The 22,637-nt window shown below is 71.8% G+C and carries 15 protein-coding genes and 2 tRNA genes; 8 read left to right on the forward strand and 9 right to left on the reverse strand.

Annotation, left to right across the window (positions count from 1 at the left end):
- Nucleotides 1–45: 45 nt before the first annotated feature.
- Nucleotides 46–537: an SSI family serine proteinase inhibitor gene (locus JGS22_RS08355; protein WP_308405574.1), complete on the reverse strand. Its 492-nt coding sequence runs from the start codon at nucleotides 535–537 to the stop codon at nucleotides 46–48.
- A gap of 229 nt (nucleotides 538–766) precedes the next feature.
- On the opposite strand from JGS22_RS08355, the gene JGS22_RS08360 reads away from it, so the two are divergent.
- Nucleotides 767–858, forward strand: a tRNA-Ser gene (locus JGS22_RS08360).
- A 279-nt stretch (nucleotides 859–1,137) separates the two neighbouring features.
- Nucleotides 1,138–1,210: transfer RNA gene (locus JGS22_RS08365), tRNA-Arg, on the forward strand.
- 803 nt (nucleotides 1,211–2,013) lie between these two features.
- Here the strand turns inward: JGS22_RS08365 and JGS22_RS08370 are convergent.
- Together JGS22_RS08370 and JGS22_RS08375 are read right to left on the reverse strand one after the other, a co-directional pair.
- Complete coding sequence (locus JGS22_RS08370) at nucleotides 2,014–2,193, reverse strand: hypothetical protein (protein WP_211041524.1); 180 nt, start codon at nucleotides 2,191–2,193, stop codon at nucleotides 2,014–2,016.
- 103 nt (nucleotides 2,194–2,296) lie between these two features.
- Nucleotides 2,297–4,300 (reverse strand): serine/threonine-protein kinase, encoded by a 2,004-nt coding sequence (locus JGS22_RS08375; RefSeq protein ID WP_211041523.1) that lies wholly within the window; start codon nucleotides 4,298–4,300, stop codon nucleotides 2,297–2,299.
- A 910-nt stretch (nucleotides 4,301–5,210) separates the two neighbouring features.
- Here JGS22_RS08375 and JGS22_RS08380 point away from each other — a divergent pair.
- Both JGS22_RS08380 and JGS22_RS08385 read left to right on the forward strand, forming a co-directional pair.
- Nucleotides 5,211–6,485 (forward strand): hypothetical protein, encoded by a 1,275-nt coding sequence (locus tag JGS22_RS08380; protein ID WP_211041522.1) that lies wholly within the window; start codon nucleotides 5,211–5,213, stop codon nucleotides 6,483–6,485.
- 445 nt (nucleotides 6,486–6,930) lie between these two features.
- On the forward strand, nucleotides 6,931–7,917 hold the full coding sequence (locus JGS22_RS08385; RefSeq protein WP_211041521.1) for a peptidoglycan DD-metalloendopeptidase family protein: 987 nt from the start codon (nucleotides 6,931–6,933) through the stop codon (nucleotides 7,915–7,917).
- Between the two features lie 261 nt (nucleotides 7,918–8,178).
- Here the strand turns inward: JGS22_RS08385 and JGS22_RS08390 are convergent, their stop codons facing one another.
- Nucleotides 8,179–8,997 carry a TetR/AcrR family transcriptional regulator gene (locus JGS22_RS08390; protein WP_211041520.1) on the reverse strand — a complete coding sequence of 273 codons (819 nt, stop codon included), beginning with the start codon at nucleotides 8,995–8,997 and terminating at the stop codon, nucleotides 8,179–8,181.
- 277 nt (nucleotides 8,998–9,274) lie between these two features.
- Between JGS22_RS08390 and JGS22_RS08395 the strand changes: the two genes are divergently transcribed.
- Together JGS22_RS08395 and JGS22_RS08400 are read left to right on the forward strand one after the other, a co-directional pair.
- Nucleotides 9,275–9,934 carry a Tat pathway signal sequence domain protein gene (locus JGS22_RS08395; RefSeq protein ID WP_211041519.1) on the forward strand — a complete coding sequence of 220 codons (660 nt, stop codon included), beginning with the start codon at nucleotides 9,275–9,277 and terminating at the stop codon, nucleotides 9,932–9,934.
- Nucleotides 9,935–10,308: 374 nt separating this feature from the next.
- Nucleotides 10,309–10,842, forward strand: coding sequence for a hypothetical protein (locus tag JGS22_RS08400; RefSeq protein ID WP_211041518.1), 534 nt, complete (start codon nucleotides 10,309–10,311; stop codon nucleotides 10,840–10,842).
- 592 nt (nucleotides 10,843–11,434) lie between these two features.
- Here the strand turns inward: JGS22_RS08400 and JGS22_RS08405 are convergent.
- On the reverse strand, nucleotides 11,435–12,064 hold the full coding sequence (locus tag JGS22_RS08405; RefSeq protein WP_211041517.1) for a TetR/AcrR family transcriptional regulator: 630 nt from the start codon (nucleotides 12,062–12,064) through the stop codon (nucleotides 11,435–11,437).
- Nucleotides 12,065–12,536: 472 nt separating this feature from the next.
- On the opposite strand from JGS22_RS08405, the gene JGS22_RS08410 reads away from it, so the two are divergent.
- Together JGS22_RS08410 and JGS22_RS08415 are read left to right on the forward strand one after the other, a co-directional pair.
- Nucleotides 12,537–14,930 carry an ATP-binding cassette domain-containing protein gene (locus tag JGS22_RS08410; protein ID WP_211041516.1) on the forward strand — a complete coding sequence of 798 codons (2,394 nt, stop codon included), beginning with the start codon at nucleotides 12,537–12,539 and terminating at the stop codon, nucleotides 14,928–14,930.
- A gap of 32 nt (nucleotides 14,931–14,962) precedes the next feature.
- Nucleotides 14,963–15,442 carry an SRPBCC family protein gene (locus tag JGS22_RS08415; protein WP_211041515.1) on the forward strand — a complete coding sequence of 160 codons (480 nt, stop codon included), beginning with the start codon at nucleotides 14,963–14,965 and terminating at the stop codon, nucleotides 15,440–15,442.
- Nucleotides 15,443–15,495: 53 nt separating this feature from the next.
- On the opposite strand, the gene JGS22_RS08420 is transcribed toward JGS22_RS08415, so the two are convergent.
- The 4 genes from JGS22_RS08420 to JGS22_RS08435 form a co-directional block, all read right to left on the reverse strand.
- Nucleotides 15,496–15,792 carry an SCO4225 family membrane protein gene (locus tag JGS22_RS08420; RefSeq protein WP_236073082.1) on the reverse strand — a complete coding sequence of 99 codons (297 nt, stop codon included), beginning with the start codon at nucleotides 15,790–15,792 and terminating at the stop codon, nucleotides 15,496–15,498.
- A gap of 252 nt (nucleotides 15,793–16,044) precedes the next feature.
- The gene (locus JGS22_RS08425; RefSeq protein ID WP_211042205.1) at nucleotides 16,045–16,737 is read right to left on the reverse strand and encodes a response regulator; all 693 of its coding nucleotides are present in this window, start codon (nucleotides 16,735–16,737) and stop codon (nucleotides 16,045–16,047) included.
- Nucleotides 16,734–19,397, reverse strand: a complete 2,664-nt coding sequence (locus JGS22_RS08430; RefSeq protein ID WP_211042204.1) for a sensor histidine kinase — start codon at nucleotides 19,395–19,397, stop codon at nucleotides 16,734–16,736. Before JGS22_RS08430 ends, JGS22_RS08425 begins: the two co-directional genes overlap by 4 nt.
- A 433-nt stretch (nucleotides 19,398–19,830) precedes the next feature.
- Nucleotides 19,831–22,323 (reverse strand): HAD-IC family P-type ATPase, encoded by a 2,493-nt coding sequence (locus JGS22_RS08435; RefSeq protein ID WP_211042203.1) that lies wholly within the window; start codon nucleotides 22,321–22,323, stop codon nucleotides 19,831–19,833.
- Nucleotides 22,324–22,637: the final 314 nt, after the last annotated feature.

The following is a 22,637-nucleotide window of genomic DNA, read 5'->3' on the forward strand; positions in this document are numbered from 1 at the left end:
GCGCCCTCGAAGGTCACCGGCGAGGGCGCCCGCGACCGCGCACGGTCAGCTGGGGTTGGCGCCGATCCGGGGCAGCGCCGGGGTCAGGGTGTCCCAGCGCGCGATCTCGCAACCGTTGGTGCGCTCGAAGTCGGCGGACACCTCGCGGCCCGCCCAAGTCCCGGTCACCCGCGCCGTCTGCGGCCCGCCGTACCGCTGGGTGCACACCGCGTCCTTGGAGATCGGCTCCCACGGGCTCTTCGGGCCGCGCACCGCCTGGTCCACCGCCGCGCACGCCCGGGACGCCGACGGGTGGCTGCCCGCCGCACGACCCGCCGGACCGCACTTCAGCTCGAACCGCTCGGTCCTGGCCTCCGCGTCCTCCTGGTAGACCACGGTCAGGGTGCCCGCGGTCGGCAGCGCGCCACCCGCCTTCTCAATCGGCCCGTGGGGCGACGGGCAGGCCAGCGCGGAACCCGCGACAGCGGACAGCGCGGCGGTCACGGTCACGACGGTGGCGATACGGCGCAGCATGAGGACTCCCGGTTTCAGCGTCACGGGGTACGTGGTTCGTACCCCCACCACCTACTAACGCTGCTTCCCGCCACCCGTTGCGCAACTTGTCCGCCGCCACCCCGGTGCCGACGTACACGCAGGTGGGGGCAGGCGTACGCACGTGCGAAAGCTTTTGCCCGCCGGGCTCGTCGCCCGGTAACGTGTACCGCGATTGGTCACCGGGTCATGCCCTGTGCCATCATCTGTCCACGCTTCGCCTCGCGAGGCGTGTGGAGGCTTCGCCTAGTCTGGTCTATGGCGCCGCACTGCTAATGCGGTTTCGGGGTAACCCCCTGATCGAGGGTTCAAATCCCTCAGCCTCCGCTCGATCTCACCGATCACCGAAGCCCCGGTACGCATGTGCCGGGGCTTTCGCGTGCGTCCGGTCCGCGGGCGCCCGGCTCGCCCCGCGCTGTCGGGCGACCCGAAGCCGCCCGGGCGAGGACGCCGCCGCCACCCGCGCAACCGCTTCCCGCAGACCCCCCGAAGCTCGTTTTCGCAGCTCAGCACTGGTCCGACAAACGGATTTCGCCTCGCGGCGCAGGTCATGTAATGTTGTCCACGCAACGCCGACCGGCCGCCCAGACGGCCAGGGAAGCACAAGCGCTCGTAGCTTAACGGATAGAGCATCTGACTACGGATCAGAAGGTTGCAGGTTCGAATCCTGCCGAGCGCGCAGCAGATGAGAGGCCCCTTGGAATTGCCCCCAAGGGGCCTCTCTCGTGCCACACAGCAGCGAGGTGCGACAGCCGACCGGGGGATTTTGGTGCGCCGCCGTGGCGTCAGCTGTTGTCGGCCGGGTCTCCCCAATGCGGAGGTACCGCGGGCGGGCGCCACGGCTCGCCGTCGGAACGTTCAAGATCCGGAGGCTCGGCGTGCGCCGGGAGGGGCTGCTCGTCGATGACCGACGCCAGGGTGTGCTGTACGTAGCCAAGTACCCTTTCACGTCGCGTATCCGGCGTTCGCGATTTTCGTTGCCCGCTGCACGCCATCCTGCGTCGTAAACCAGCCTCACCAACTCGCGGTACCGACAACGCACTTCGTCGTCACTGATACCCAGGAGATCGGTGGTCATTCCGCGGCGCACGGATTCCATCGCCCCCGAGCATCGATCGCGTGCGTGTGCGCTCAGGTGCGGCCTCTCCGCTGAGACGTCGGGAAGCGAGGGGAGCCACGCGTAGAGGTCGGCCAGCCGTTCCAGAAGAATCTGTGCCGCTTCCGCGGAACGCACACGGCTTCGACTCGTCAGCTCCCATTGGATGTTGGCCCGTTGCTCCGTCGCCATCAGAGCCATCTGCGATTCGATCGTCCTCTTCGTCTGCCATCTCGCGACGAGAATCGTGATGGCCCCGCCCGCCACAGTCCCGGCAAGCGATCCGAAAGCCTGCAACGAGGCGTCTGCCAAGAAGCTCATGCCGTCTTGCTGTCCCCCTCCCGCTTTGTGAACCCTGCGTGCGGGCGTCGGCGGGAGCTTCGAACTCAGCGCCGCCATCCGTCGCACTGATCAGCTTGCCGATCGGTCAGGTCGGGGGCACCGTCGGCTGCCTGCCCGCTGCGAGTTGAGGTGGGCCGTTCGAGCGCCGTGACGAAGAAGCCGAGCGAGCCCGGCAGTTCGGCGGGCCGCAGTTCGATGCGGCCCGCCGATCGCGAGTTGGTCACGGCGGGTTGCTCCCGGGCGCCACCGAGAGTTGGCGCCCATCCGTATCCGGGGAAGGTGTCGGGGCCCGGTCGGAGGAAAGCCTCTCTCCGCATCCGTGAGGGGTCAGCGGCACTCAGTCAGAGTGGGGCGGCCAGGCGCAGATTTTGTACGCAGCAAACCGGCCAGGTGGTCAGCGTAAATGTCTTTCCACTCTTCCCCATTCTTCTCCGTCAGGATGGACTCGAGGGCCCTGCAGACTTCTTCCTTGAGTTCCATCTCCCCTTTACGCACTGCCACGCCGTAGTCCTCGGTGCCATCAAGGTTGGGCAGCCGACGAAATTTCCCAGGATTATCCTTCTCGTACCCAGCGAGGATGACGTCGTCGGATGCGACCGCAGAGACCGAGGAGGCGGGATCATCGAGCCTATTTAGGCAGGTCTGGTAGGTGGCGGGCAGGTGCTTGGCCATGGAGTAGCCAAATTGGGAGAGATTCTGGTAGGTCGAGCCGTGGGCGGTGCACACCTTCGCGTCGGGGTTGTTCTGCAGGTCGCTGGGGTCACCGAAGTTGCTCGTTTTTTGAACGAGGAAAGCGCGACCGGCAGAGTAATAGGGGCCCGCGAAATCAACCTTGTACCTGTCGGATTCGGAGGAGGTGGTGGAGCCCTCTTCGGGGATGCTGTAGGAGGCAATGACCAGGTGCACCCGCTTCGCATGGAGCTCGCTGCTCCGGTTTCGGGTCGTTACCTCGCTGAAATCGACTTTGTCCTTCGAGTAGCCCATCTTCTCGGCGATCGCGTAGCCGATGTCAACGTCGAACCCCTCGAATTTGCCTTGCGCGGCGATATATTCACTCAGGCCGGGCTGGTCGCTCTTGACGCCGATGATCAGACGCTCGGTCGTGTCGATCAAGCGCTTCTTTGGCTTCTTTGGCTTCTCTGGCTTCTCTGGTTTCTCCTGGCTCTTTGCGTCGTCGGCGGCGGCGGCATCCTCGGCACCTCCTTGGCCGTCGGACTGGTCCAGGTTGGAGACGACCCAGCCGGTCGCGGCGAGCAGTACACCGGCGAGTGCGATCGCCGCGATTCGCAGCCCTCGTCGACTGCCGTTCGGCGGTGTGGGAGGCGCGGAGTCGGAAGCAGCCGCGTCCGCTCCCGGGGAGGGCGACGATGACGCGGGGACGGGAGTTGCCGGTGTCGGGGGTCGCGCCTCGGCCCGGGACGGATCCGCCGGCTCCACCGATTCCGGTGGTTCGAGTGCCTCGGCGGGTGCACGGTCCGGCTCGGCGGGCGGCGTGGGCGGGGAGGTGGTGGCCGCTTCCTCTCGCCGCGCGTCCGGCGCCGCGGGGGTGATGCTCATCGGCAGCGGGGAGGGGCCGGGGGCGCCGAGGACCTCGCGCAGCAGCAGTTGGGCCGTCGGCGCGTCCAGGCGCCGGTCCGGGTCCGGGTCGAGCAGCCCCCGGATGACTGGCGCGAGGGGGCCGGCGTAACGGTAGGGCGGGTTCGGGTTCTCCCTGACGGAGGTCTGCACCTCCCACTCCGAGCGGCCCGCGAACGGCCGTCGTCCCTCGGCGGCTTCGTACAGCGTGACGCCCAGCGCCCACAGGTCGGAGACACGGGTGTGGCCGGTGGCGGCGGCGGTGTAGAGCTCGGGCGCGAGGTACGGAGGGGTGCCGATGACGTGGTTTCCCGTCACCCGGGACGCGCCGTCGAAGGTGGCGATGCCGAAGTCCACCAGGATCACCTGGCCGGTGTCCCCGATGAGGATGTTGCCCGGCTTGACGTCCCGGTGGACGACCGAGGCGCCGTGCACCGCGCACAGTCCGTTGAGGACCTGGAGTCCGATTTTCGCCACCCGCGGCACGGCGAGGGTCTCCTCTGCGGCCAACAGGTCGGCGAGGGACCGCATTTCGACCAGCTTCATGACGATCCAGACCTGGTCCGCGGTCTCGACCTGGTCGTGCACCGTCACCACGTTCCGGTGGTCGATCCTGGCGATCGCCTCCGCCTCGCGCCGTGCCCGGTGCACCGCGGCCGAGCGCGTGGTCGCGGTCACCGCGCTCGGGTGGAGGAGTCCCTTGATCGCCACGAAGCGGCGCAGCCGTCGGTCGTAGGCGCGCCAGACCTGCCCCATGCCGCCCCGGCCGATGATTGACAGCAGCTCGTACCGGTCGTCGATGACCGCGGGTGGGGCGGGCGGTCCTCCGGCGGTTCGGCGGAGCCACGCGGGGGTGGCCCGGAGTCCGGCCCGCTCTCCGATTCGGGCTCGGTGGTGGCCGCGACGTCCGGCGCTCCGGCGTCAGGGAGTCCATCGGCCGGGAGTCCATCGGCCGGAACCCGGCCGTCCGACCCGCTGCCGTACTCGCGCCAACCGTCGAAGCGGTCATCGCCCTGCATTCGTCCCCACCCCACTTCCCGGAGCGGGCAACCCTCGGGCCCCCGCGTACCGTTCTCCTCGCGTTCGGGCGGCGTCTCCGCCGTCGCGGCGGGTATGCCCTCGAACGCCTCGTCGCCGGACCGTGCCGACCGGACGCCCCGTCAGGCGCGTCCGCCGAACCGGCCGGAATTCTCCCCCGCGCCCCAACTCCCGTGGGCCGTCGACCTGATGACGGCGAGCTCACCCTACGCCGCGAGTTCGTCACCCGTCTCGAACGCCGTCCTCCTTCCGCGTACCCCGCGTAGCCGAGGATGTGAAAGTCGTGACGCCGGGTCTGACGCCGAACGGCTCCGCCCTCGCGCTGACGGAGCGGCGAGCTGCGTGCGCGGTGACGGAGCGGAGGGCTGCGTGCGCGCTGACGGAGACGACGGCGTACGCGTACGGCGACGGAGACGACCGCTTGCGTGCTGGTGGGCCGGGCGGCGGCACGGCGTTCGACGGCCGAGCGGCGGTGCGGCGGGGTCGCGGTGAGGTCTGCTCACGCACGGGTTCGTGCCGTGGCCACCCGGCCCGGTGTGTCTGCGGTGTGGACGTTCGTGACGAACGACGGGCAGTATGCCGCGATTTGGGAGTTTGGTGTTTCGTCGGTCGGCTACTGTCGGCGCGCATGAGTAAAGGCCACGTGTCCCGCCGGGCCCTGCTGGGCCTGGCCGCTGTCGCCGGTACCGCCTCGCTGGCGGGTTGCGCGGGAGACAGCGGCAAGGAAGAAGATCCTCCGAGCAAGCCCTCCGCCGAACCGGGCAGAGCCTGGGACCACCTCCGCCTCACCGAGGGCTGGGACAGTGAGTACGTCTCACTCGCCGCCACCTCCCGTGAGGACATCTGGGCGCTGGGCGTACGCGGGCTCTCCTCCGACAATCCGGCGCGCATGCGTCTCTTCCTGGACCACTGGGACGGCAGGAAGTGGCGGGAGCACGAGCTTCCCGACGAACTCCCGCCGGGCGACGGGCACTTCGGGCTGGCCGCGGCCGGCCGAGGCGACGGGGTGTGGCTCGTCGCCCGGTCGAAGGAGGGCGAGCTGCACGCGCACCGGTGGGACGGCGACGCCTGGCGGGCGCTGCCCCCGACCGCCGCGGGCAAGCCGGCCCGCCCCGACTTCTCCGGCGCCGACATCCCACTGGCCGCGGCGGAGTCGGATCTCCTGTGGCTGGTGGTCGACGGCGAGGTCCGGCACTGGTCCGGCTCGGGCTGGCAGGCCCCCGCGCTGACGTTCACCGCCACCGACCTGGCCGTGATCCCCTCGTCCGACGGCGGCACCCCGAAGGTGTGGGCGGTGGGGCGGACGGCGCCCGAGTGCGAGGACGGCGAGTGCTATCCCCAGCCCGCGAGCGCACGTTGGGGCGACGGCGGGTGGAGCCCCGTGGAGATGCCCGCGTACCGCTTCCCCGATCCGGTACCGCCCGAGGCGAGCGCCGGGCTGGACGCGGTCGTCGCCGACGACGACCGGCTGTGGGCACTGGGGCGGCACGACTTCAACCACGGCGAGGCGGAGGACGAGCCCGAGGCGGAGACGATCCTCCTGACGGGGGACGGAACGGGCTGGTCCAAGAGCAAACTGCCCCGTCTGAACCGCGCCGTTGCCACCAGGACGACCGTCACCGACGGTCGCGGCGGTCTGCTCCTGGACCACGGGCGCCATCTCACCGCGGACGGCAAGCTCCACCGTGTCGCCTGGCCGCCCGAGGTGCCCGGACCCGCCGAAGGCGGCTCTCCCTCCCCCGGCGGGCGTCGCGGCAAGCAGCAGATGAACTGGAACGTCGCCTGCCGGGTGCCCGGCACGACCACCATCCTGGCCGCGGGAGCGGTGCTCGCACCGAACGGCAGTGCCGGTACAACTCCCACGCGCGCAACGGTCGTTCGCCTGGAGCTGCCGGGCGGGTAGTGACACCCGCCCGCCGACTGGGGCGCGCGCCTGCCCGCTTGCGCCGGACGGGCCGGTGTTGCCCGCGGCGGGCCGGGAGGCTCGACGGGTGGGCGGCCGGAGGGCGGCCGGCTCCAACTGGCGTTCGGCGGGCTGGGCTTCACCCGCCCGCCGCCTGGGGGCGGTCCTCGGGCGGCGGCAGAACGTACGGGTGTGCGACGGCTGTCGCGGCAGCGGTGGCGCTCACGGCAGGCGATGGCGGTAGCGGTCAGCGGCACGGTCAGCGGTACTTAAATGCGCTTCCGTCGCCGATCGGCGGTGCAGAGCGGGGACTTGGGGGTAGCGAGCATCCCGAGGAGCGCGAAGCGCGGGGTCGACGCGCGTAGCACGCTGCCCAACGCCCCGTTCACAGCGCGTACTTCGTTCCCAGCACCCCAAGAGCCCGCGCCGGCACAGGAGTCGAACCATGTGTGAACACCACGGAGAGCCCACGGACATCCAGCCCGAGGCCGAGCCTCCCGGACGCACCTCGTCCGGGCGCCGCCTGTCCAGACGCGGGTTGCTGGCGGGTGCCGGCGCCGGGCTGGGCCTCGCCCTCGTCGGGGCACCGCGCTTGGCGCAGGCGGCGAGCACGCTGTCGCTGAACGGCGCCTGGTGCGACCCTGCCCGCGGCTCCTTCCCCAACGGCGGGCACTTCGGCGCCCCCAGGGGCAACGCCAAGCACGCCGGACAGGACATCTCCAACCCGGTGGGCACCGCGCTGTACGCGGCTGCCGCGGGCACCGTGATCCGGCGCGGCGTGGGCGTACTGCCCGGCCGGACCGGCAACGGCATCGTGATCGACCACGGCGGCGGCACGTACACCTACTACGGCCACCTGAACTCGTTCTCGGTCTCACAGGGCGCCAAGGTCGTCGCGGGACGACCCATCGGCACGATGGGGGCGACCGGCAACGTCACCGGCCCCCACCTGCACTTCGAGACCCACACCGGCGGGCTGGGAGCGGTCGTCGACCCGGTGCCGTTCATGAGTGCGCGCGGGGTGGACCTGCGCGGCGGCTGGTGCCGGCTCAACCCCGGCGCCTCCGGCCAACGGGTGCGCGCGGTCCAGTCGTTGATGAACCAGCGCGGTGCCGGGCTGGTGGTCGACGGCGCCTACGGGAAGGTGTCCAGCGACGCGGTGAAGGCGTTCCAGAAGAGCAAGGGCCTGGTGGCGGACGGCCAGGTCGGCCCGCTCACCTGGCCGGTGCTCGTGTACACCCTGCGGCAGGGCGCGAAGGGCGACCATGTGAAGGGCCTGCAGGTCGTGCTGAACAAGCGCGGCGCGGGGCTGGTGGTCGACGGCGAGTTCGGTGGCGTGAGCACCACGGCGGTTCGCACCTTCCAGGGCGCGAACCGGTTGGTGGTCGACGGTGAGGCCGGGCCGCTCACCTGGCAGGCCCTCGTCGCCTGAGCCACCGGATCGGTCAACGCCCCTCGGTTCGCGGCGGCTGCCGCGACCGAGGGGCGTGGTGTGGATGGGCGGGTGTGAGACGGGCGCGAGCGAGGCTCCGTACCGGCGGAGTTGCCGGTGACGGTTCGGGTTCCGACGGGGCACACGGAACCGGTGCCGCACCCCGTGCCGTGCCCTACTCCCGGGCCCTGCCGAAAGAGGTTTCCGAGAGTTTCCGCAACCGTTGCACCGGCTGTGGAAACTCCGTTCCTCGCCACGGCTTTACCGCGCGAACCCCGGCGTCCCGCGACGGCGGAGGTAGTCCGCCGTCTCCGTCGGGCCGAGATGGGGCACCAGCACGCAGTAGCTCAACTGCCCGAGCTGATCAGTGAGTTGGTCGGCCCGACCAGCGGCGACGTACTCGTGCACCGTGCTGTAGACCCCGCCGACGACCGCCGACCGCAGCTGTCCGGCGTCGACCGGCGGCGGTGGCACGGGCGCCTGATGGAAGAACCGGTGGAACCGGCGCAGCAGTCGCGCACGCGCCGTGCGGGCGGCCGGCCCCGCGGCGTCGATCTCCACGATGGCCATCGTCGCGAAGACCGGCACCTGGGCGAGTACGTCGAGGAGCGCGGCGAGCGCGGCACAGATCCCGTCCTGCCAGGGTGAGTTGGCGCAGCCGCCGGCTGTGCCGCCGCCCGTGGCGCCGTCACCCGTGGTGCCGTCACGGTGGGCGGCGGCGTCGGAAGCGGCGTCGTACGCGGCGCTCATATGGTTCAGCAGCAGGTCGGTGCCGTGGCGGTAGGCGGCGAGGAAAGCGTCCTCCTTGCCGGGGAAGAGCTCGTAGAACACCGGTCGGGTGACTCCCGCCGCCCGGCAGATGTCGGTGACCCGGGCCCCCTCGTAACCCTTGGCAGCGACGGTGTGGACGAGGCCGTCGTAGAGGCGGTCGCGCTGGGTGGCGGCGACGGACTCGGGGGCCAGTCCGCTGGGCCCGCGTTTGATCGCCCGAGCGGGGTCGCGCCCCGGTCTGGCACCCGGTACGAGCACGCAACCGCCGGTCTGCGGCTGCTCGTTGCGGTCCTCTCGGTCGGCAGTCATTTCTTGCGCTCCCCCTTGACGGCGCTCCCACCCCGGGTTACAAACCTCAGGAGTTCTTTACTCCCGGGCAACATCCCGATGTGCGTCCGGTGACTCCCTCAAGCCGGCCACCGCTCCTGACAGTCAAGACCTGTTCGCCCCCGACGACCAGCCTCCGGCCGGAATCCGCGGGGACCCGACTGCAGGACCCTCCAGTACGGCGCCACCCTGTGCGACCTCCGACGGTCAGCCTCCGTCGGAGAAACCAGCCTCGGCACCCCCAACGAGAGGTCATGTCATGCGCAGATCAACCGCACTCCGTTCCGCGGCGCTCAGCGTCGGCGTCGCCGCCGCGCTCTTCGCCTCGGCGGGCTCCGCAACCGCCCTGGACGGCACCGTCCTGACCAACGACAGCGCGGGCGGGACCGCGGTGGCGGTCGGTGACGTCCTCTCCGCCGGCCTCGCGGAGGGCACCAACGCGACGTTCTTCGACAGCGCGGACGGCAGCACCGGCGTCACCTGTGCGACTTCCGGATTCAAGGCCACCGTCGGGGACAACCCCACCGCCCCCGGCACCGCCACCGGCTCCCTCGACTCGCTGACGCTGACCGACTGCACCGCCAACATCCTCGGCGTCACCAGCGTCGCCATCACCATCGACAACCTGCCGTACACCCTGGGCGTCGACAGCGGCGAGGGAAACCCCGTCACCATCAGCGGCGAACCGATGAAGATCAGCGCCGAACTGGACACCCTCATCGGCAAGATCACCTGCGTGTACGAGTCGACCGGCATCAACGGCAGCGCGGACAACGCCGACAACAGCATCGCCTTCAGCAAGCAGGAGTTCACCCGCAGCGAGGGCCCGAGCAACTGCTTCTCGCCGGGCTACTTCACCGCCACCTACAGCCCGATCCAGAACGAGACCGCGGGCGGCAGCCCGGTCTTCGTCAACTGACCCGCGCCACAGGCAGGTTGACGAGGAGCCGCTGACCGGTTCGCACCGAGCACAAGGCACCGAACCGCCGTATCCGTCGGGCGTTCGACGACCAGGAGCGGCCACCGGTGACCGACGCAACCGACGCCGGCGGCGCACGCGCGACGCCCGGTACGCATGGCCCTCCCGGGTGGGCCGAGGTGTACCGGGCGTCGCCACGTCCGCACGCGGGCCGGTGAGCCAGCCGGTGCGCCCGGGCGCCGGCGCAAGGCCGGCTCGCCCGGTAGTCGGGCCCGTACACGCCTCGGCGTCGGGGGCAGTACGCGCCTGGCTATCCTCGACGGACGAACGCGGCACGAGCGCCGCGAAAGGGCACCACCAAGGGGGATCACGACATGCGGAGAACCGCGAACGGGGCCGTCCTCGCGACAGCGGTCGCACTGGTACTGACCGGCTGCGGCAGCGACGGGGGCGACAGCGAGGACGGCGCAAAGAAGGACACGGCGTCCTCGGAGTCGTCCGACCCGAACGGCGGCTCGGACGACAGCAGTTCGGACTCCGGCAGTTCGGACGACGGGGCTTCGCAGGACAAGGGCTCCGACGGCTCCGGGGACGCGGACGGGGAGACCCGCGAGGTCACCCTCGAAGTGAGCGGCGAGGGAACGGTCCTCGGCGCCGTCATCTACATGACGAACGAAATGAAGACCGAGACGGTCAAGAAGCTGCCGTGGACGAAGACCGAGACGCTCGCGCTGAGGGGCGCGGAGACCGAGGTCGGCCGGGCGGTCACGCTGACGCCGCCCTCGGTCCAGGAGCCCGACGGCAAGCTGGTGCCCGCTCGCTGCGTGATCAAGGTCGACGGGAAGACGGTCTCGGACAACGCGGACAACGACCCCGGGGACAGCAGCTGCAAGGCATCGGTCAAGTAGCCCCGAAGCGGCGGTGTCCCCGCCACCGGCCGGGTCGAAGTCCGGTGTCTGACGCCGTGTTGAGTCGGCACATGAGGCAAGTCGGCTCGGAGCATGTGCCGTTGAGGCAACGTGCGGGCGAAGTCGGGGCTGCGTGCACGGCGTCGAGCCTCGGCACGTCATCGCGCGACGGCCCGCCTTGAGCCGTGTCGGCAAATCGCCCCGGCCCGAGCGGGGCCGGGCCGGCAGGTACAAGCAGCCCACAGCTCGGCGCGGCAGCCCGAAGGCGCAAGTCGCCGCGCGGGGCTGGGCGTTGAGCCGACGTCTGCGACGAGTCGCCCCTGCACGAGCGGCGTCGGGCCGACATGTGGGGCAAGTCGCGCCCGTACGGGTGGGGTTCGGCCGACACGCCAGGCGGACCGCGACCAGCTCTGGGCAGCGCAAGTCATCACGCGGAAGCGCGTGTTGATCCGGCGGGCGCGGCAAGTCGCGGCGTCGTACGCTGCGTTGGCGCCGTGGGCGTCGGCCCGTGCGGAGGGTTGCGCGGGGCCGACGGGGCCGGACGTCTCGGGGCGGGCCCGGCGGTATGGGTACGGCGGTACGGGCCGGGGGTTCAGGCCGCCGGTCGTACGCCGCAGGCGGCGCGGAACGCCCGGAGCAGCGGTGCCCGCAGCACCTCGGCCGGCTCCTGGCGGCAGGCGACGGTGTGCACCAGCCCCATCACGGCCAACTGGGCCGCCACCGAACCGTCCTCCGGCAGCGCGGCGGCGCCGGACGCGGAGCCCGAGGTGTCCGCCGAGGAACCGGCCGCCGATTCACCTGACGTGCTGAACTCGGCGAGCGTCTCCGTGCGGTGGTCGTCCAGCTCGGTCAGTACGCCGCTCTCCGCACGCAGTTCGGTGCGCAGCATCGGCAGGCCGGAGTCGAGCACCAGGCCAACGCTGGCGCGGTGCCGCAGCGCGAGGTCCACCAGATCCGCAGAGGCCCGCATCCGCCGCTCGGGCCCCGGCGGCAGAGCCGCCCAGGTCGCCCGGAGCGCCGCGAACTCCGCCAGCGGAGGAGCGAGGACGGCGGCGAGCAGCCGTTCCTTGGAGGGGAAGCGGTGCAGCAGACCGGTCTTCGAGTAGCCGACCCGGTCGGCCACCTGCTGGACGGAGGTGCCCAAGTAGCCCTGGGCGCGGAAGAGTTCGGCGGCGGCCTCGATGATCTCGGCATCGACCTCGGCGCGGGTGGGGCGGGGCAAGGCGTTCTCCTGTCGTGAGTCCGATGCCGGTACGGGTCCGGGTCCGGTACGGGTCCGTGTCCGTGTCCGTGTCCGGTACGGGTCCGGTACGGGTCCGGGTCCGGGTCCGGACCCGGCGACGCGGGTGGTGATCACTGCCGTCACCGGTGACCCGGCGGGTGGCGGCGGCGCTCGCCCCGGAGCCGTGTCCCGACCGGGGCCGACAGGCCGCCGAGGCCCGACCGAACGTAACAGACCAACTGGTCCCTCTCCGACCGAGTGGTCCGGCGAACCGCCGCCGCCCCGCGCCCGGCCCGATTGTCAGTGCTGTGTCCTACGGTTCGTTCGACCCTCCCCCATCCCGTTCAGCCGTCGCACCCAGTCGTCCTCCAGGTCCGTCTTCCCCAGTCGTTTTCCGCTGTCGCTCCCGCCGCATTGGTCGCTGTCACCGCTCCTCGCGCACCGGCTCGGCCCCGCAGAGAAGGACGTACCCATGCCCGCCGAACCTCCGGCTTCCGACCGCACCACGGCCGGGCCCACAGCCGCCGGCCACGACTCCCCAGCCGCCGGGAGCGCGGTGGAGGCCCCCGCCGCGCTGCCACCCGCGCTCGCGATCCCCACCACTGCCGACCAGCACGCCGTCATCCAGGTCCGCGGCGCGCGCGAGAACAACCTGCGCAACGTCTCCGTCGACCTGCCCAAGCGTCGGCTCACCGTCTTCACCGGGGTCTCCGGCTCGGGCAAGTCCTCGCTCGTCTTCGGCACCATCGCCGCCGAGTCGCAGCGGCTGATCAACGAGACGTACACCGCGTTCATCCAGTCGTTCATGCCGAGCCTGGGCCGCCCCGACGTGGACGGGCTGCACAACCTGAGCGCCGCGATCATCGTCGACCAGGAGCGGATGACGCCCAACTCCCGTTCCACGGTCGGCACGGTGACGGACGCCTACACGATGCTGCGGATCATCTTCAGCCGCCTCGGCAGCCCGTATGTCGGCCCCTCCTTCCACTTCAGTTTCAACACCCCCGACGGGATGTGCCCGGACTGTGAGGGCATCGGCGAGGTCTCCACCATTGACCTCGACGAGCTCGTCGACCGCGAACTCTCCCTGAACCAGGGCGCGATCACCGCTCCCGGTTACGCGGTCGACTCCTGGCAGTGGCAGGTCTGCGCGAGCTCGGGGTTCTACGACCCCGACACCAGGCTCGCCGACTTCACGGCCGAGGAGTGGCACGCGCTGATGCATCTGCCCGCCACCAAGGTGAAGGTCGGCAAGAGCAATCTGAGCTACGAGGGCCTGGTCCCCAAGATCCAGCGCACCTACCTGAGCAAGGACCGGGAGGCGATGCAGGCGCACATCCGCGCCTTCGTCGACCGGGCCGTGGTCTTCGCGACCTGCGGCAGCTGCGGCGGCAGCCGACTCAGCCCGGCCGCGCTCTCCGCGCGGATCGACGGCCGCAACATCGCCGACTGCTCCCGGATGCAGATCAACGACCTCGCCGCCTTCCTGCGCGGCATCGAGCCGGGCGACACCGGCCCGCTCCTGTCCAACCTGCGCGAACTGCTGGACTCCCTGGTCGAGATCGGGCTCGGTTACCTCAGCCTGGACCGCCCGTCGGGCACCCTCTCCGGCGGCGAGGCACAGCGCGTGAAGATGGTGCGGCACCTCGGTTCCAGCATCACCGACGTCACGTACGTCTTCGACGAGCCGACCGTCGGTCTGCACCCGCACGACATCCGGCAGATGAACGACCTGCTGCTGCGCATCCGCGACAAGGGCAACACCGTGCTGGTCGTGGAGCACAAGCCGGAGGTCATCACGATCGCCGACCACGTCGTCGACCTGGGACCCGGCGCGGGGACCGCCGGCGGCGAGATCTGCTACACCGGCGACGTCGCCGGCCTGCGCGCCTCCGGCACCCTGACCGGTCAGCATCTGGAGCACCGCGTACGGCCCAAGGAGACCGTGCGGGAGCCGCGCGGCAAGCTCTCGATCACCGGAGCGAGCAGGCACAACCTGCGAAACGTCGACGTCGACATCCCGCTGGGGGTGCTCACGGTGGTCACCGGAGTGGCCGGCTCGGGCAAGTCCTCCCTGATACACGGCTCACTGCCGGGCCGGGAGGGTGTGGTGGTCGCCGACCAGACACCGATCCGCGGCTCGCGCCGCAGCAACCCGGCCACGTACACCGGGCTGCTCACCTCGATCCGCAACGCCTTCGCCAAGGAGAACGGCGTCAAGGCGTCCCTCTTCAGCGCCAATTCCGAGGGCGCCTGCGCGAAGTGCGGCGGTATCGGGCTCGTCCACACCGATCTGGCGATGACGGCCGGTGTGGCGTCGCGCTGCGAGGAGTGCGAGGGCAAGCGCTTCACCCCGGAGGTGCTGACCCACCGGCTGCGCGGCAGGAACATCCACGAGGTGCTGGAGATGTCGACCGCCGAGGCGCACGACTTCTTCCCCGGCGGCCAGGCGCACAAGATCCTCGGCCGGCTGGTCGACGTGGGTCTGGGCTACATACGTCTCGGCCAGCCGCTCACCACCCTGTCCGGCGGCGAGCGCCAGCGCCTCAAGCTCGCCATCCACATGGCGGAGAAGGCGGCCACCTACGTCCTGGACGAGCCGACGACCGGCCTCCACCTCGCCGACGTCGACCAACTCCTCGCGCTGATGGACCAGTTGGTCGACGCGGGCAACTCGGTCATCGTCATCGAGCACCACCAGGCCGTGATGGCGCACGCCGACTGGATCATCGACCTCGGCCCCGGCGGCGGGCACGATGGCGGCGAGGTCGTCTTCACCGGCACCCCGGCCGACCTGGTCGACCACGGCAAAACGCTCACCGCGCAGCATCTGCGCGAGTACGTGGACCGGCGGGACGAGCAGTGACCGACACACGATGACGAAATGAGGGTGACAGCATGAAGCGGACGGATCGGGCACAGAAGTGGGTGCCGGCGGACAGCGGGCGGGTGTACGCGGCGCTGGTGGACGCGGACGCGCTGACACAGTGGCTGCCGCCGGAGGGGATGCACGGACGGTTCGAGCACTTCGACCCGCGGCCGGGCGGTTCCTTCCGGATGGTCCTCACCTACCTGGGCGACGACGAGGGCAACGCCAAGTCCGGCGATGGCCAGGACGTGGTGGAGTCCCGGTTCGTCGAACTCGTGCCGGGCCGACGGGTGGTGCAGGCGATCGACTTCGTCTCGGACGACCCCGCGTACAGCGGCACGATGACGATGACCTGGGAGCTGACGCCCGTCGACGGCGGCGCCCTGATGGAGATCCGCGCCGAGAACGTGCCGTCCGGCATCTCCGCGGAGGACCACGCGGCCGGGCTCTCCTCGTCGCTGTCGCACCTCGCCGCGTACCTCGCGCGGGACGCCCAGCCGGGCGAGTGACCGGGGGGCCCGCGTCTGGCCGGGCGGGCGGTGCGTCGGGACTTCAGCGCTTGTCAGCCGTTGCGCCTGTTGCGCAGGGTCTGCGAACACCAGCCGATGACAAGGGCGTTGACGACCCCGCCGATCGCCACTGCCACCAGGAACGACGCGGCGTGATCGGGCAGCACGACCAGGACGAAACCGAAGGGCGCGGTCGCCAGGACGGGCACGACCCCCGCCATCGATTCCCCGGAGTCGTCGAGACCGGTCACCGTCAGCGCCCAGACCACCAGGGCGGCGACCAGGGCCAGATAGCCGAGCGCCACCGGGTCGGTGAGGAACTGGCGTACTCGGGTGGCGATGCGGTTCATGGCGGAACTCCTCATTGGTCGGGTCACGTCCGGCGGATCCGAGCCGGGCGGTTCTGAGCCGGGCGGCTCGGGATGGGCGGCCCGAGCAACCGTCCAACTGCCGTGTGCCGTACGGGATCCGGTCGCCGTACCGCACACCACTCCGCCGTACAGGGGCGGTGCGGCACCCGTACAGGGGCGGCGCAGGTGCCGTACGGGGGCGGTGCGGCACCCGTACGGGGGCGGCGCAGGTGCCGTACGGGGGCGGCGCGGTCAAGTGGCGTGCGGGCCGGGCGGGTTGGGGCGCACGAGGCCCAGGTCGTAGGCGTGGATCGTCGCCTGGACCCGGTCGCGCACCCCGAGCTTGCGCAGCAGTGCGTTGACATGGGTTTTCACGGTGCCGACGGCGATGCCGAGCCGACCACCGATCTCGGCGTTGCTCAGTCCGGTGGCGAGCAGGCCGAGCACATGGCGTTCGCGTTCGGTGAGGTTCGCCGACTCGGGACGCGTCCGCTCGTACGGGCGGGAGCGCCCGGACTCCGGCTGCGCCGCATAGTGGCCGATCAGCCGACGGGTGGCGGACGGCGCCAGTACGCTCTCGCCGACCGCCACCACCCGGATCCCGCGCAGGAGTTCGGCCGCGTGGACGTCCTTCAGCAGAAAGCCGGAGGCTCCCGCGCGCAGTGCGTCGAAGACGTACGAGTCGAGGTCGAACGTGGTCAGCACCAGTACGCGGGGGCCGTTCGGCACGGCGGTGATGATGCGGGTGGCGGCGATCCCGTCGACCTCCGGCATCCGGACGTCCATGACGACCACGTCGGGCGCGAGTTCGCGCGCGAGGTGCACCGCCGCGGCACCGTCGGCGGCCTCGCCCACGACGCACATGTCCTCCTCGGCGTCGATCACCGCGGCGAACCCCGCCCGGACCACGCCCTGGTCGTCGACTACCAGCACCCTCAGACTCACCGGTTCCTCCTGTCGTCGTCCCGCTCCGTGCCCGGCTCGCGGCCCGCCGCGCCGTCGCCGAGCGGCAGCGAGATGCGGAACGCTCCCGGTGAGCCGTCGAATCCGGCCGTCAGTGTGCCACCGAGCGCGTCGACACGGGCCGCCAGCCGCGCTGCCGCCGCGGGCCGGTCGGCACCCGCCGCTCCGGTCGCCGTGATCGTCAACTCTGCTTCGTCCGCGTCGAGTTCGACCGTAGTGACGGCGGCCGGCCGCTGCGCCGCAGTGGCCGAGAGCAGCGTCTCGGTGAGGTGGTACGCCGCGAGGTCGACGGCTGCGGGCAGGCGCTGCGGTACGCGCGGCGTCAGCCGGATCCGTACGTCGCGGCCGGTGGCGCGGGTCTGCCGGGCGAGCAGATCGAGGGCGTCGACCGTCGGCTGCGGACGGCGGGGAGCACCGGCGTCCGCCGCGCCCTCGCGGCACGGCGCGGCGACGCCGCCGGAGCCCCGCGCGCCGCCGGAGAGGTGCGCGTCAGCACTGCTCTGCGTCGCGCCGGAGCCGTCTCGCGTTTCGCCGGGCGCATGCGTATCGCCGGCCGGGGTCGTATCACCGTCGTGCGCGTCCCCGCCCGAGGGCGCGTCGCGAGCTGTGGGGGCGTCACCCAAGGGGCGGGCCGCACTCAAGGGGCGTGCTTCGCCCGAGGGGCGGGCGTCGCCGGGGGTGTCGTCGCCGTGGACGGAGTCGAGCAGGGCGCGCATCGCCGCCAGCGCCTCGCGGGCCCGTTCGGCGGTCGCTTCGAGCCGCCCGGCTTCGGCCTCGGCGGCCATGTCGGCGGTGCGTGCGAGCACGGTCGTCTCCAATCCGGCGGTGATGCGGCGGCGTTCGGCCCAGGCGTCGCGTACGGCCGCCTCGGTCCAGTCGTCGATACGCGCCGCGCGCGCGTCCTCGGCGTCGTGTGTCCGTCTACCGCGCCACAGACCCGCCGTCTCGGCGGCGCCGACAAGCAGCACGGCTCCGGCCACGCACCCCGCGACCACCGCCCAGAGCGGCAGCGCCGTACCGCGTCCGAGCACCGCGGCGACCGCCGCCGCGGCGTGCACCGCCGCGCAGCCCGCCGGCGCGATCAGCCCGTCCGGTTCGGCGACACCGGCGACACCGAACCGGCCGCCGGGCCCCGCGGCGGTGCCGTCGGGGCGGGGGCGTTCCCGGCCGACGAGCGCCGCACAGGTGGCGACGGCGCTGAGCAGCGGCGGCAGCAGCACCGGCCCGGACCAGTGCCCCAAGGCCATCGCGACCGGCCACAGCGGCACCAGCGCGAGGAGCGCGAGGAGCGCCGTGCGCGGCGAACGGCGCAGCCACAGCAGGGCGACCGCCTGCGCGGCTGCGAGCAGCGCGAACAGCACCCCGGCCGGAACCTGCCAGCCGCCGCTCGGCTCGGCCGGCGTCCGCGCCGTGCTGAGCACCAGCGTCGACAGCAGCGGCTGGGTGCACAGGCCGAGGGCCGCGACCAGCTGCGCGACCCGGTGGCCGACGGGTTCCGTCCGCTCCACCAACGCGGCCTCGTGGCCCGGGAGTTCGGCGCGGACCTCCCAACCGCCGTCCGGGCCGGGCCCGGTCCGCAGCGTGCCGCCGGCCTCCCGCGCCCGCGAACGCAGCGATCCCTGCCCGCGTCCGCCGCCCAGCCCCGCCGCGTGCGCGGTTGCGCCGGCGGGCGGTGCGGCGTTGGTGATCCGCACCTCGGTCTGCGCCTCGCCGTACCGGCAGACCACCGTGGTGGGGGCGCCGGGTGCGTGGCGGGCCACGTTGGTCAGCGCCTCGCGGACGATGCCGTACGCCGCGTCGGCGACCGCGCCGGCGGGCAGTGCGTCGATCTCGTGCTCGATGATCCCGCCCAGCCGGCCGAAGCCCGTGACGAGGTCGAGCAACCGCTCGCGCGGGGTGGGGAGTTCGTCCGCCGACGCCGCGGGCGAGCGTACGGCCGTGAGGGCGGCGGTGACCGTACGACCCGTACCGGCGGCGAACTCCAGTGCCTCACCGGCGAGTTCGGGGCGTCGGTCGCCCAGGCTGAGCGCCGCGCCGGCAGTGACGACGACAGCGGTCAGATGGTGCGCGCTGACGTCGTGCAACTCCCGTTCCATCCGCCGTCGTTCGGCTGCCGGGAGCCGGTGGCGCTCCGACTCGGCTTGTTCCAGACGGAGTTCGGCCGCCGCGCGGGCCCGCCGGTTGCGTCGTACCAGCAGACCGGTGCCGCAGGCGCCGGCGTGGAGCAGCGCGGTCAGGACGAGGTCGAGCCCGTGGCGGTCGCTGATCCCGTGCAGACTCACGCCGTGGACGAACTGCCAGCCGGAGAGCGCGGCTGCGCACAGCACCGCGGTGAAGGTGTCCCGTTCCGTCGCCACGGTGAACAGCGCGAGCGCGAGTCCGGCCGTGCCCAGTACCGCGGTGCCACCGGTGGGCAGCGCCCCGGCGCCCAGCGCACAGGCGGCGACGGCCGGCAGCAGCGCGAGCACGGGCCGAGAGCGGCGCACCGTGAGCGCGGCCGTCACGGTTGCCGCGACCAGCAGCGCCACCAGCAGCGCCGAGGCGGACGGCGCCGTTCCGCGCAGCAGCGATCCGCCCGGCCACACCAGGGCCTGGAGGCAGAGCAGGAGAGCCGGCAGCAACCGGTCGTCGTCGCGTTTCACGTGGCCAGGCTAGGTCCGGGCCCGCTCCGTACGGCTCGGGCTGTGGGGCGATATCGGGGCGGCGGCTCTCTATCGCTGGTTCGAGGCCGGCCTCGTCCGACAGGCCGAAGCACCGCGCGGGACAGCGCCCGTCGCCGGCCGCGCCGCCACCGCGGCAGCCGGCCTGCCGCCACCCGACGCCGGTGTGGCTGACACCTCGACGCCCGTACGCCTCGGCTCCCGTACGCCCTTGTCCCCATACGCCTCGACCGCCCGTACGCCCACCGCCCCGCCGTGTACGCCGTGTACGCCGGGGACGCCGGGGACGCAGGGGACGGCGGGGACGGCGGCGGGGCGGGCCCGAAGACCCGCCCCGCGCTGCGCCCGTCGGCCCGACGGGGCCGACGGGGCCGACGGGGCCGACGGGCGTCAACCGCCCTGTCGGCACCGCGTGTTACGCCGCCGCGCCGAGCTTCTCCCCCGCCGAGGTCCCGGCCGCGGACTCCTCGGACCGGGCCCGGCGACGCAGTACGTACCAGAAGACCTCCAGGGTCACACCGGCCACGACGGCGACACCGACCGCGGTCCAGGGCGCCTGGGTGCCGACCAGGCTGATCTGGAAGAAGTCCTGGAGGAACGGCACGGTGAGCACGGTCGCGAACGACAGCGCCATGGTGCCGACCAGCAGCACCCGCCACCAGGTGTACGGGCGGGAGATGATCGCCAGCGCCCAGAGCGCGACCAGGAACAGCGTCAGACAGGCGATGGAGGTCTCCGCCTCCAGGTTGTCGTCGTACACCGACCGCGCCATCAGATACGACACGGTGGTGGCGACGGCCGCGAGGCTGCCCGCGGGGATCGCGAACCTCAGCACCCGGCCCACGAAGTTGGACTTCGCCCGCTCCTTGTTCGGGGCGAGCGCCAGGAAGAAGGCCGGAATCCCGATCGTCAGCGAACCGATCAGGGTCAGATGCCGCGGCAGGAAGGGGTACGGGGTCTGCGCGAACACCACGATGATCGCGAGCAGCGCTCCGTACACCGTCTTGGTGAGGAAGAGGTTGGCGACCCGCTCGATGTTGCCGATCACCCGGCGGCCCTCGGCGACCACCGACGGGAGGGTGGCGAAGCTGTTGTTCAGCAGCACGATCTGGGCGACGCCGCGCGAGGCCGGACTGCCGGAGCCCATCGCGACCGCGATGTCCGCGTCCTTGAGCGCAAGCACGTCGTTGACGCCGTCACCGGTCATCGCCACCGTGTGGCCGCGCGACTGGAGCGCGTGCACCATGTCCCGCTTCTGCTGCGGACCGACGCGGCCGAAGATCGTGTTGCCCTCGACCTCGTCGGCGAGCCGGTCCGGCTCGCGCGCACCGTCGGGCAGGCCGCGGGCGTCCACCGGGTGCTCGGCGCCGGGGAGCTCGAGGCCGCGGGCGACGGCGCCGACGGAGAGCGCGTTGTCCCCGGAGATGACCTTGGTGTCCACGCCCTGGTCGGCGAAGTACCGCAGCGTCTCCGAGGCCTCGGGGCGGATGCGCTGCTTGATCACGACCAGCGCGACCGGGGTGGCCGCCGCCGTCGCGGTCGCCGGCTCGGCGAGCAGCGCGTCCAGCTCGGCGGAGCAGCGGGCCAGCAGCAGGACCCGCAGCCCCTTGGCGCCGTACTCGTCGACCTCGGCCAGCGAGGCGTGGCCGGCGGGCAGCAGCACGTCGGGTGCGCCCAGCAGCCAGGTCTCGGTCCCGCCCGCGGCGGTGCGCACGGTGGCGCCGCTCCACTTGCGCGCCGAGGAGAACGGGGCGCCGCCGACCACCGACCAGCCGGCAGGGGCCGGGTAGCGGTCGATGATGGCCTGGAGGCTGGCGTTGGGACGCTCGTCCGCGCTGCCGAGCGCGCCGAGCACCGCGTCCACGTCGATGTCGGCGGGCGCGTCGCCCAGCCGGTGCACGGTCTCGACGTCCATCGAGGCCTCGGTGAGCGTGCCGGTCTTGTCCAGGCAGACGGTGTCGACCCGGGCCAGGCCCTCGATCGCCGGCAGCTCCTGGACCAGGCACTGCTTGCGGCCCAGCCGTACGACTCCGACCGCGAAGGCGATCGAGGTGAGCAGCACCAGGCCCTCGGGCACCATCGGCACCAGACCCGCGACCATCCGGCGCACGGCCTCCGGCAGATCGCCGTCGTTGATCGCCAACTGGCTGATGATCAGGGCGATTCCGGCCGGAATGATGACGTACGTGACGTACTTCAGGATCGTGCTGATGCCCTGCCGCAGCTCGGAGTTGACCAGCGTGAAGCGCTTGGCCTCCTCGGCGAGCTGCGCGGCGTACGCGTCCTTGCCCACCCGGGTCGCGGCGAACGCGCCCCCACCGGCGACGACGAAGCTGCCGGACATCACCGGGTCGCCGGGCTCCTTGACGACCGGATCGGCCTCGCCGGTCAGCAGCGACTCGTCGACCTCCAGGTTGTCGGTGAAGACCGCCTGACCGTCGACGACGATCTTGTCGCCCGGCCCGAGCTCGATGACGTCGCCGAGCACCACCTCGGACGGGCTGATCTCGACGACCTCCCCGTCGCGCCGGACCGACGGACGGGTCTCGCCGACGATGGCCAACTCGTCCAGGGTCCGCTTGGCGCGCACCTCCTGGAAGATGCCGATCAGGATGTTGGCGACGATCACACCGCCGAAGAGGCCGTCCTGGATCGGGCCGACGATCATGATGATGACGAAGAGGACGCCGATGATCGCGTTGATACGGGTGAAGACGTTCGCCCGCACGATCTCGCCGACGCTGCGGCTGGACCGCGGCGGTACGTCGTTGACCTGCCCGGCGGCGACCCGTGCGGCGACTTCCGCGGAGGTCAGACCGACTCCTCGCGAGGCGTGATGGGCACCCCCGGACTCCTGTCCGGCCGACGAGTCCGCCGACTCGTCGATCGTGTCCAACCGTTCACTCATGCGTGATGCCCTCCGCGCTCGCGCAACCGTCCTGTAGGGCCCCGGGAGGACCCACCCGGCTGACCGTAGAGCGTGCGGGGCCGATCGCACCATTCACCTTCGTCGCCCGTCGGGTCTGACGAAAGTGAGAACACCCGCTCCGGCGGGCTCCGGCCCGCTCCCGGCTGGGGACGCGGCACGGGCGGCAACGGTTGCGCACCCCGCGCGCGACGTGCGACCTGTGACGGGCGCGACGCCGGTGACAGGCGCGACGCCGGGGCGCCCACGTCCGTCGCGGAACGCCCCGTGAAGCCCGGACCAGGGGCGTGCGGCTC

The organism is Streptomyces tardus (assembly GCF_018101125.2).
Classification (GTDB): Bacteria; Actinomycetota; Actinomycetes; order Streptomycetales; family Streptomycetaceae; genus Streptomyces; species Streptomyces tardus.

Coding starts and splice junctions, on each gene's coding strand:
- JGS22_RS08435 (WP_211042203.1), bottom strand. CDS start 22,323: ATGAGTGAACGGTTGGACACGATCGACGAGTCGGCGGACTCGTCGGCC.
- JGS22_RS08380 (WP_211041522.1), top strand. CDS start 5,211: ATGAGTAAAGGCCACGTGTCCCGCCGGGCCCTGCTGGGCCTGGCCGCT.
- JGS22_RS08385 (WP_211041521.1), top strand. CDS start 6,931: ATGTGTGAACACCACGGAGAGCCCACGGACATCCAGCCCGAGGCCGAG.
- JGS22_RS08375 (WP_211041523.1), bottom strand. CDS start 4,300: ATGGGGCAGGTCTGGCGCGCCTACGACCGACGGCTGCGCCGCTTCGTG.
- JGS22_RS08415 (WP_211041515.1), top strand. CDS start 14,963: ATGAAGCGGACGGATCGGGCACAGAAGTGGGTGCCGGCGGACAGCGGG.
- JGS22_RS08390 (WP_211041520.1), bottom strand. CDS start 8,997: ATGACTGCCGACCGAGAGGACCGCAACGAGCAGCCGCAGACCGGCGGT.
- JGS22_RS08395 (WP_211041519.1), top strand. CDS start 9,275: ATGCGCAGATCAACCGCACTCCGTTCCGCGGCGCTCAGCGTCGGCGTC.
- JGS22_RS08420 (WP_236073082.1), bottom strand. CDS start 15,792: ATGAACCGCATCGCCACCCGAGTACGCCAGTTCCTCACCGACCCGGTG.
- JGS22_RS08400 (WP_211041518.1), top strand. CDS start 10,309: ATGCGGAGAACCGCGAACGGGGCCGTCCTCGCGACAGCGGTCGCACTG.
- JGS22_RS08410 (WP_211041516.1), top strand. CDS start 12,537: ATGCCCGCCGAACCTCCGGCTTCCGACCGCACCACGGCCGGGCCCACA.